The 1,846-nt window shown below is 67.1% G+C and carries 2 protein-coding genes; both read right to left on the reverse strand.

Going from position 1 to position 1,846, the window contains the following annotated elements; genetic code table 11:
* On the reverse strand, positions 1–534 hold a 534-nt coding region (locus tag AC1D15_RS29895; RefSeq protein ID WP_477828877.1), incomplete at its 3' end, for an amidohydrolase.
* Between the two features lie 114 nt (positions 535–648).
* Complete coding sequence (locus AC1D15_RS29900) at positions 649–1,779, reverse strand: ABC transporter substrate-binding protein (RefSeq protein ID WP_047500053.1); 1,131 nt, start codon at positions 1,777–1,779, stop codon at positions 649–651.
* Positions 1,780–1,846: the final 67 nt, after the last annotated feature.

A 1,846-nucleotide genomic window follows, 5' to 3' on the forward strand; every position in this document is an offset into this window, starting at 1 on the left:
GTTCTTCAGTGCGAACTGGCCGACCTTCATGCCGGGCCAGTTGTGGGCGCCGAACACCGCCTCCATCGGGAACTGCTTGAAGATGCCGTCCTTGATCATCTCGCGTGCGCCGCCGCCGCCTTCTTCGGCGGGCTGGAAGATCAGGTAGACGGTACCGTCGAAATGGCGGTTCTTCGAGAGGTGCTTGGCAGCCGCCAGCAGCATCGCGGTGTGGCCGTCGTGGCCGCACGCATGCATCTTGCCCGGCGTGGTGCTGGCGTGCGCGAAGGTGTTCTTCTCGGTCATCGGCAGCGCGTCGATGTCGGCGCGCAGGCCGACGGCCCGGTCACTCGTGCCTGCGGTGCCCTTGACGATGCCGACGACCCCGGTGGTGCCGAGCCCACGGTGGATCGGAATGCCCCAGTCGGTGAGCGCCTTCGCGATCACATCCGCGGTGCGCTTCTCCTCGAAGCAGAGTTCGGGGTGGGCGTGGATGTCACGTCGGATCGCCGTGACGGCCGCGGCATCGGCCAGGATGGACTCGATCAACTGCATGGAAGCGCTCCCTCAGAAGGAGCAAAGCAGTTTACAGGCCTGCCGTAGCCCGGATGCCAATCCGGGGAAGAGTCCGACCGACGCGCACCCGGATTGGCATCCGGGCTACCAGACTCAATGCCGGACTTTGCCTTCCGCCGTCAGGATCGTCATGTCGACGTACTTCGAGCCGGCATGCGACCTGTCGTTGAAATCGATGAAGAAGCCGCCGAGGTTCAGCTCGGGCATGTTCTCCAGCGCCGTCACCAGCGTCTCCGGCGTTGCGTTGCCGCCGGCCGCGCGCAGGCCCTCGATCATCGTGCGGGCGGCGACGAAGCCTTCGATGCCGCCGTAGTTGGGCTCGAACTTCGCGCCCAGCGCCTTGCCGGCCGACAGGTAGTCGGCCGAGATCGGCACGGTGGCGCTGAACGGCAGCGGCATCACCTGGCTGATCGCGACGCCGCGGGCGTCCTGGCCGAGCTCGGCGGCCAGCGCCTGCGTGCCGACGAACGAGACGTTGTAGAAGCTGCCACTGAAGCCCTGCTTGCGCGCCTCGCGGATGAACGCCGCGCACGACTTGTAGGCGCTGATCAGCACGATCGCATCGGGTTTGTCGGCCAGGATGGTGCCGACGCCGGCCGCCACGTTCACCGTGTTGCGCTCGACCGTGCCCAGGCCCACCGGCTTCAGCTTGTGCGCCGTCAGCGCCGCCGTCATGCCGTCCAGGCCGGCCTTGCCGTAGCTGTCGTTCTGGTAGAAGACGCCGATGCGCTGCATGCCGATCGAGGTGATCTGCTTGACGATCTCGGCGGTCTCGTCGTTGTACGACGCACGCACATGGAAGGCCATGCGGTTGAACGGCGAGCGCAGGGCCTCGGCGCCGCTGAACGGCGCGAAGAACGGCGTGCGCGCCGCGGTGGCCAGCGGCAGCGCGGCGACCGACGTGGGCGTGCCGATGTAGCCGAACAGCGCGAACACGTCGTCTTTCAGCAGCTTCTGCGTGTTCTCGGCGCAGCGGTCGGGCTCGTAGCCGTCATCGACGCTGCGCAGCTCGATCGTGCGGCCGTTGACGCCGCCGCGCGCATTGACGCGCTCGAAGGCGAGCAGCGCGCCTTCCTTGAAGCGCTCGCCCAGCGCGCTGGCCGGGCCCGAGAACGCGGCCGACTGGCCGAGCACGATCTTGGTGGAGGCGGCGGTCGCCAGCTTCGGGAAGGCCAGGGCCACCGGTGCAGCAGCACCCAGGCTCAGGAAATGACGACGTTTCACACTAACTCCAATTCGATGGGAACTACAACTGAGGAGCTCGGCACAACGTGCCCGAGCCCATCAAGCG

This window comes from Rhizobacter sp. P2_H2 (assembly GCF_056403375.1).